Source organism: Baaleninema simplex PCC 7105 (assembly GCF_000332355.1).
Taxonomy (GTDB): domain Bacteria; phylum Cyanobacteriota; class Cyanobacteriia; order Cyanobacteriales; family Geitlerinemataceae; genus Baaleninema; species Baaleninema simplex.
In genome coordinates, this window is the sequence record NZ_KB235958.1 from 3,076,182 (window position 1) to 3,083,197 (window position 7,016).

Sequence of the window (7,016 nt, forward strand, 5' to 3'; positions counted from 1 at the left end):
TATTGATTAAATTGTTAAAAATTGTAAATTATTAACGCTATTGCCGTAAAAATCGAAAATTTTGACCGAGTTAATCAGGGAAGATAGATCTATCTATAAATTCACGGATATTGGTCGATCGCTTTACCGGAAATTTACAGACGAGCTAGAAAAAATCGAGTAACTTAGAGTCAACTCAAAAGACCCATTGGGATTTTTGGTTTTCCGTATTGTTACGAACAAAAACACGAAATTATATGAATCGATCGCCCCAGAGCGATCGCGTTCGCTCGAGACTGTAACTTATTTTCAGCCATCAGGAGCATCTATAGCCATGAGTTCTTCTGTCTTCACAAAATGGTTCCAAAGCCAAGTTAAAAATCAACAAAACAGAGAAGAAAATGCACAAACTTTTATTCTCGAACCCATCTACACACCGAGTGGTTTAGTTGATGGTGGAGATGACGCCGAGGCGATCGAAGTTCCTGCGATCGACGACTTAGAAGATCTCAGTGAAACTACGGAAGAAGCGGAGGCGATCGACCCCACAGAAGTCGAAGATAGCAGCGACACCGAAGATAGCAGCGATACCCTAGACACCACCGACGCCAGCGACATCTCCGACGAAGACATCGGCGAAGACATACCCTTCATCGAAGACGACATCGAAAGCGAAGACACCACAGACGACGTATCCGCCACCGCAGAAACCTCAGACTCAACCGAAGACGACACCACTGAAGAACCCGTCGCCGCCGAAACCACCACAGAAGAAGGGGTTGAAGACGACGCCACCGAAGAAGTCGTAGCCGAAGAGGAATCGAGCCAAGACGATACCTCTGAAGACACCGTCGCTGAAGAGTCCGAATCCTCCACAGACGACGAAACTTCTGAAGACACCGTCGCTGAAGACGACTCCACCGAAGAAACCGTTGCTGAAGAGGAATCGAGCCAAGACGACACCTCTGAAGACACCGTTGCTGAAGAGTCCGAATCCTCCACAGACGACGAAACTTCTGAAGAAACCATCGCCGAAGACGACTCCACCGAAGAAACCGTTGCTGAAGAAGACGAAGAACTCGACGAAGAAACCGTTGCTGAAGATGAAGAACTCGACGAAGAAGACGAGGAGATCCTCGACGAAACTCCCAAATTCGAGCTTCCCAACTTCAATTCCGGCGTCTTCACCGTCGGTGAAAGCGGAGAAGTGGGAATTGACTTCCTCTACGACGGCGGGAAATATCGCGGTGAAGTAGCTATTTTCAGCCTTGCGGGTTTAGACGAACTGGAATTTGAAACCGTCGAAGACTTCATCGCCGAAGCCGCCAATCGAGCCTCCAGCAACTCCGACCTCGGACATATCGTCATCAGCGACCCCAGTGAAGGCGCCCGGTTCAACGGTTCCCTCGAAGGCGGGAAAGACTGGAACAGTGGGAATTACCAAGGCGTGAAGACCTTCACCATGAAAGCCGGAGAGAAATTCGGCGTCATGCTGGTTCCCAACGGTCGCGTTTCCGAGGTGGTCAACAATCCCGAAATCGGTGGCGCCAAACGACCGCTGTTTTCGCTGTCTACCGCCAACCCAGAAGACGAGTTTCATATGGGTCAGATTGCGGACGTGACGGGGGATGGAAACACCTTCGTCATGGAGGATATGCGAGCAGACGATCGGAGCGATCGCGACTACAACGACCTGATTTTCCAAGTTCGGGGCGCAACGGGGAGCGCACCCACGATGGATGGTTTGATTGGTCAAGGAAGCGACTGGCGCGAGACCGAATTGGGAGAAGCGTTACTCGCTTACGTCGATCCCTACTTCACTCCAGCCGAGGATCTCGATATCTTCGATGAAGATTTGAGTGAAGATGGCTATGAAGTCACGATCGAACTCGAAGACCCCGTCTTAGAGGACTTAGAAGAAACCTTCGAGTCACAAGAGAACAATGGTGAAGGTGAAAGCGTCGCTGAAAGCGATTCCGACTCCGAAGCCACTTCTACCGAAGCGAAAGACGAGCCGCAAGAGAACGACAGTGAAGATGAAGCTGTCGCCGAAAGCAATTCCAACTCTGAACCGCAAGAGGACAAGGGTGAAGACGAAACGGTGGCGGAAGACGATTCCGACTCCAAAGCAGACACCGATGCGATCGCCGAAGCAGAAATTGAAGCCCTCATTGAGGAATTTGAAGCCGAATTGCTCCGCGAAATTGAGGACTTAGAAAGCGAACCGGATGCCTGGGGTGATGAAATCGCAGCGGCTGAGGAGGAATTTGAAGCCGCACTGGATCGACTCGAAAACGATCCAGATGTGACGTCCACCGTCTACGAGGATGCTGAAACTGAACTAGACGAACAACTACAAACCCTAGAGACCGAAATTCAGGACATTGCCAACCAGCAGCAAGTTGAAAACGATCTCACCGATGCCGAACGGGCAGAACTCTACGAAACCTTAATGGTAGAGGCAAGCAGCGAGCTGGACTTGCCCGAAGCAAACCAGCCAAGTATCGGGGTACTCGATACAGGTTTCAATCTGGAGGAAGCTGAAGTTGTCTCTAACCCTGTGGTTCTCGGTACAGATCTCGTTGCGGGCGACGATAACCCTCTGTTGGTTGAAGGTGAAGGCGACAACCACGGTACGGAAGTCTTACAAACGATCGCTGCCAATAACGAGACGGCTCCCCTGTGGCTCGGTCGTAGCGTCGGTTCAGGGAAATGGGCTGAGTCTTTAGTAGAGTTTGTCGATGCTGCCAAGGAATCGGGTCAACCCAACGCACTCGTCAACCTCAGTTTCGACATCACTGAAACTCAGCCTGACGGTCAGGTTGTCGTTCGCGATCGCCTCACCCCCGAAGAATGGCAAGCTTTAGAATACGCTCGCGATAACAACGTACTGGTTGTTGCAGCGGCGGGGAACGATGGCGGTCAAATCTCAGCCTTGGGAGAAGCCTCCCGCCATTTCGATAACGTCCTGACCGTAGGCGCGGCAGAAGATTGGGCGCGAGCCGACTATTCCAGCTACGGAGAGGGACTCGATTTACTAGCTCCGGGTAGTGACGGCGAAAATGCGGGTACGTCCTTAGCAACCGCACAAGTGACGGGCGTTGCCTCGCGGGTGTGGGCAGCCAACCCAGATTTGAGCTATCGCCAAGTCATCGAACTTCTCAAGCGCACCGCGACAGACTTAGACGCCCCGAATTGGGATGCTGAAACCGGCGCTGGGTTGCTCAACGCAACAGCAGCGGTCAGTTTGGCTTCGCTTATCTCTTTGCCAGACGTTCCCGTGACTCCTCCTGACCCGCAGGGACTCACAGAAAACGCGACCAGCATTAACGAACGTCCAGTCTTTTTACGTCGCACGTTCAAAGGGATTTCCAACTTCTCGAACCGCGCTCGTCAAAAAGTTAGCCGAGGCTTCGGTTCCGTGAAGCGAGCGCTGTCTCGTTACAGCAGTAAAGTTCAACGCACGTTCCGCCAGAACATCAGTCGAACTCGTCAACGGGTACAAACGAATCTCAATCGCGCTCGTCAGTCAGCGACTAAACGGCTACGCCAGTGGGTCGGTCAAACCGTCAATCGGGTTCGCAAGAGCGTTCGTCAGCACGTCACTCGCTATCCCAGTCAAGTTCGCAGTTGGGTTCAGAACAGTCTCAACCGAGTTCGCAACAGCTTTAACAACAATGTCAAGCGAGTTCGCAACGGCATTTCCAACGTTGTCTCTCGGGCGCGACGGGGGCTGAACAATACCATTAGCAACATTCGCAACCGAGTGACGAACGGCGTAAAACGGGTGTGGAATCCCATTGGCAATCGTATTAACAACATCCGCTCTAACATCTCGAAGAGTGTGTCGAGCTGGCTGAACCGGTTCCGCATCGGTCGTAAATCTCGCGCTCCCCATCTGTTCCGAGATGCCTACAACCGGATTAAGGGTAGCAGCAAGGGTATTACTCCGGTCGGCGATGCTTATCGGTGGGGCAACGGATGGACGCAGAAGTTCCGCGATAAGAACGGCAGTGAAATGCTGTTGATGCTCGAAGATGGCGCGAGTAAAGCTTTCTGGGTTTGGCACGGAAACCTAGGCGAGTACAAGAATGTTGGTGGCGCAACGGGTCACTTGGGCTATCCGCGATCGGATGAAATTCCGTTCTCGCACAAAGGTAAGTACGCCGTTTACCAACGGTTTGCAGCAGAAGACGGTAAATCGCGGATTCACTATTCTGCCGCAACAGGTTCGGTCGCAACCTGGGGGCAAATCGGTCGGCGTTATACGGACATCGGCGGAGCCAGTCACTGGCTGGGGATGCCGAAGCGCCGGGAGTATAACTATGGCAACGACACGATCTTCTCTGACTTTGAAGGTGGCAAGATTGCTTACCAACGCAGTACAGGACGTGTTGAGGTCTTGCGTCCCGGACAAAATCCATCGTGGCTCCAGTCTTCGACGACAAATAACAATCCCTTCCGCCCCGAAACGTTCACTGGTAAAGTCGGGCCGTCAATCGGGGTGCAGTTACGCAACAGTCCAAGTCACGGCGATCGCAGTCCGTATGCGGAACCGTACAACAAGACCTTGACGTTTGATGGCTGGAAGTATGGAGAATCCGTTAACGATTTGTGGACTGGCAAGCCAGACGCACTATGGTATCGCTACTGGTACAACGGCAAGGCATACTGGGTTCCGAGCGCTTATATCAATGGATATCCTGGCTCACGTCCACCAATCCAGCCGGATAACAGCAATAGCGGGGGGAGCGTAACTGATCCTACAACACCAAGTTCCTTGTCAGATCTTGACAAGAAGTCGCGACTTACTATTGATGAGATACGGAAGTATCGCGAGCTTGTCAAGAAGCTGCCAAGCTCTCAACGAGCGGCATACTACCGTCGGTTGCAGTATAAGGTTCCATACTTTAACCAGCGTGACAATGACCACAAAAATATTGCAGACTCCATGTGCAATGTGACGACTCTCGCTGCTTGTCTCACCTATCTAGGAGTCAAAAATCCTGAGCCTCACCGCCAGTTTGAGGATGTTCTGGAAGATAAGATTCAATCCTACTCCTGGTACAAGACAAACATTAACCCGCGTTACTGGTGGGCAAATTTTGCCAAGCTTGCGAAGGAGGAATTTAATGTATCAAATCCTGGCTTTTCAATGCTGAAAGGTTTCCCCATTGGAGATATCAATTTCTTCAAGAATTTTATCAAAAATAATTGGGAGCCAGCGCTTAATCAAGGTAAGGCAATTATGACATCGGCATCAACGACAAGCTTTGGACATATTGTCAAAGTGATAGACATTGATTGGCAGCGCGGAGGCATCATTGTGGACGATCCATTTGGTCGAGTACAAGATTCGCCAGGAAATAGTGCAGGAAAGAGTAACTACGTTAATTCGTGGAATACTAAAGATCGTGATTCTGTAAACACGCAAAATGGTCAAGACGAAAAAGGAATTGGGAATGATAATTTCTGGTCTTGGTCGTACTGCACTGAGATTTTGGGAGCAACGCCTTACTTGATACTGGGTTAGGCATTCCATAAGGGGGTGGGTAATGCTCACCCTGTTGATAGTCGTCGGGTGGTCAGGGTGACTCGATTCATTGCGGATAGCCACTGGTTCTCTAAACCTGTCCACCCGACAAGTTACTCATCCACACAACCCACCAAAATGCTATCGATCGACTCATCCAACCCTAAAACCTGACTAGCCGCACGATTCCGCCACGCCTTACTCCGCCTGAGTATCGCATCTGTGGGAACGATCGCCCTCCTAACCGCCACCGATCGCACTGCGATCGCCCAAACCCCACTCACCAACAATTCCTGACTCACGATCGACGGAATCATTCTCATCTAGGTTGAAATAGCGATCGCCGAAGCTCAAACCGCAAAAGCGATCGAGCTTTTTCATTCCCCCAAAATTACTGAATCAAACCTAACGCAACCAGCCAAACATTTGCTCTGGTGTGAATTCCAACGCCAAACCCTCTAAAACCGGCAAACTTTCTCTACCTTGAAACAAGCCAAACCGATCGCCCGATCGCATCACCATCACCACCTCTTCTTCAGGGTCAACTAACCACCCCAGTTGACCCCCAGCCTGCAAACAAGTTTGAATCTTCGCAATCAGCCGAGTCGTACTCTGATTCGGAGACAAAATTTCAATTATCCAAGCTGGCGCACCGGAAAAAGGTAAGTTCCCAGTTGGCATCGCGTCGCGCCGCACTACTGCAATATCGGGAACGATCGCATACGAATCGAACAGACAACGTAACTCGGGAAAAGCTTCGTAGGGAGACTCACAAGCATCGACGATCGCCACTAAACGCTTCTGAAGAATACTATGATAAGCCGTTGGCATGGGTTTCTGTTTGGGGTGTCCGTCGAGTAACTCCCAAGCTGGCGAATCGTCAATTTCAGGTAACTTTAGGAACCCTTGAAGATCGATCGACGAACCTGTCGTAATCATACTCTCCTCTGTAAAGACGAACGCGCTACGATTTTAGCGCAAGCGATCGCCTCACAGACATCGATCGCCCTACTGTTGAACTCCCCAAGAAACCGAGTTTTTTAGCCTGAACCGCGAGAATCCTACGTTTCTAATCTCCGATTGAAGCGTAGATGAATCGCGGCGGTAAGGTTGCGGGCAAGCCGTTCGATCTGTTATGCTGCTCTTAGTGCAAAGCTTGTTTCACCTAATGAAAGTTGTCAAGCTGAGAATTTATCCCACGGGGGAGCAGGAAGTTGCCCTGGCGAAAGCCTTTGGCTGCTGTCGTTTCGTGTGGAATCGTTCTCTGCAATTGACGACTGAAGCCTACCGCCAAACGGGGAAAGGCATCTCTGGGTTAACTCTCAAAAAGATGCTTCCGCAATGGAAGCGAGAACTGGAGTGGCTCTCAGACACTTATTCTCACTGAGAGGGTGACAACATAGCTAGACCCCCTGCCTCACAAGGGATAGAGCCTCTAGCCCTCGTTGAAAATGGAGAGATTTGTGAGGCTTCAACGCCATGAGCGCCAACATCCAATCTCTCC

General features: G+C 50.9%; 5 protein-coding genes. 2 read left to right on the top strand and 3 right to left on the bottom strand.

The window, feature by feature from the left end:
• Positions 1-313 precede the first annotated feature (313 nt).
• The gene (locus GEI7105_RS37420; protein ID WP_017661399.1) at positions 314-5,512 is read left to right on the top strand and encodes a DUF4114 domain-containing protein; all 5,199 of its coding nucleotides are present in this window, start codon (positions 314-316) and stop codon (positions 5,510-5,512) included.
• 113 nt (positions 5,513-5,625) lie between these two features.
• Here the strand turns inward: GEI7105_RS37420 and GEI7105_RS0115750 are convergent, their stop codons facing one another.
• The 3 genes from GEI7105_RS0115750 to GEI7105_RS0115755 are packed head-to-tail and all read right to left on the bottom strand — an operon-like array spanning position 5,626 to position 6,451.
• The gene (locus GEI7105_RS0115750) at positions 5,626-5,796 is read right to left on the bottom strand and encodes a hypothetical protein (protein WP_158413219.1); all 171 of its coding nucleotides are present in this window, start codon (positions 5,794-5,796) and stop codon (positions 5,626-5,628) included.
• Complete coding sequence (locus tag GEI7105_RS38550) at positions 5,753-5,893, bottom strand: hypothetical protein (RefSeq protein WP_158413220.1); 141 nt, start codon at positions 5,891-5,893, stop codon at positions 5,753-5,755. Before GEI7105_RS38550 ends, GEI7105_RS0115750 begins: the two co-directional genes overlap by 44 nt.
• 24 nt (positions 5,894-5,917) lie before the next feature.
• Positions 5,918-6,451: a Uma2 family endonuclease gene (locus tag GEI7105_RS0115755; protein ID WP_017661401.1), complete on the bottom strand. Its 534-nt coding sequence runs from the start codon at positions 6,449-6,451 to the stop codon at positions 5,918-5,920.
• A 229-nt stretch (positions 6,452-6,680) separates the two neighbouring features.
• On the opposite strand from GEI7105_RS0115755, the gene GEI7105_RS0115760 reads away from it, so the two are divergent.
• A complete protein-coding gene (locus tag GEI7105_RS0115760; RefSeq protein ID WP_245555423.1) occupies positions 6,681-6,899 on the top strand; it encodes a helix-turn-helix domain-containing protein in 219 nt (72 codons plus the stop codon).
• Positions 6,900-7,016 lie beyond the last annotated feature (117 nt).

Bases quoted from the DNA above. Each gene is read 5' to 3' on its own strand.
- GEI7105_RS37420 (WP_017661399.1), top strand. From the start codon at position 314: ATGAGTTCTTCTGTCTTCACAAAATGGTTCCAAAGCCAAGTTAAAAAT.
- GEI7105_RS38550 (WP_158413220.1), bottom strand. From the start codon at position 5,893: ATGAAAAAGCTCGATCGCTTTTGCGGTTTGAGCTTCGGCGATCGCTAT.
- GEI7105_RS0115755 (WP_017661401.1), bottom strand. From the start codon at position 6,451: ATGATTACGACAGGTTCGTCGATCGATCTTCAAGGGTTCCTAAAGTTA.
- GEI7105_RS0115760 (WP_245555423.1), top strand. From the start codon at position 6,681: ATGAAAGTTGTCAAGCTGAGAATTTATCCCACGGGGGAGCAGGAAGTT.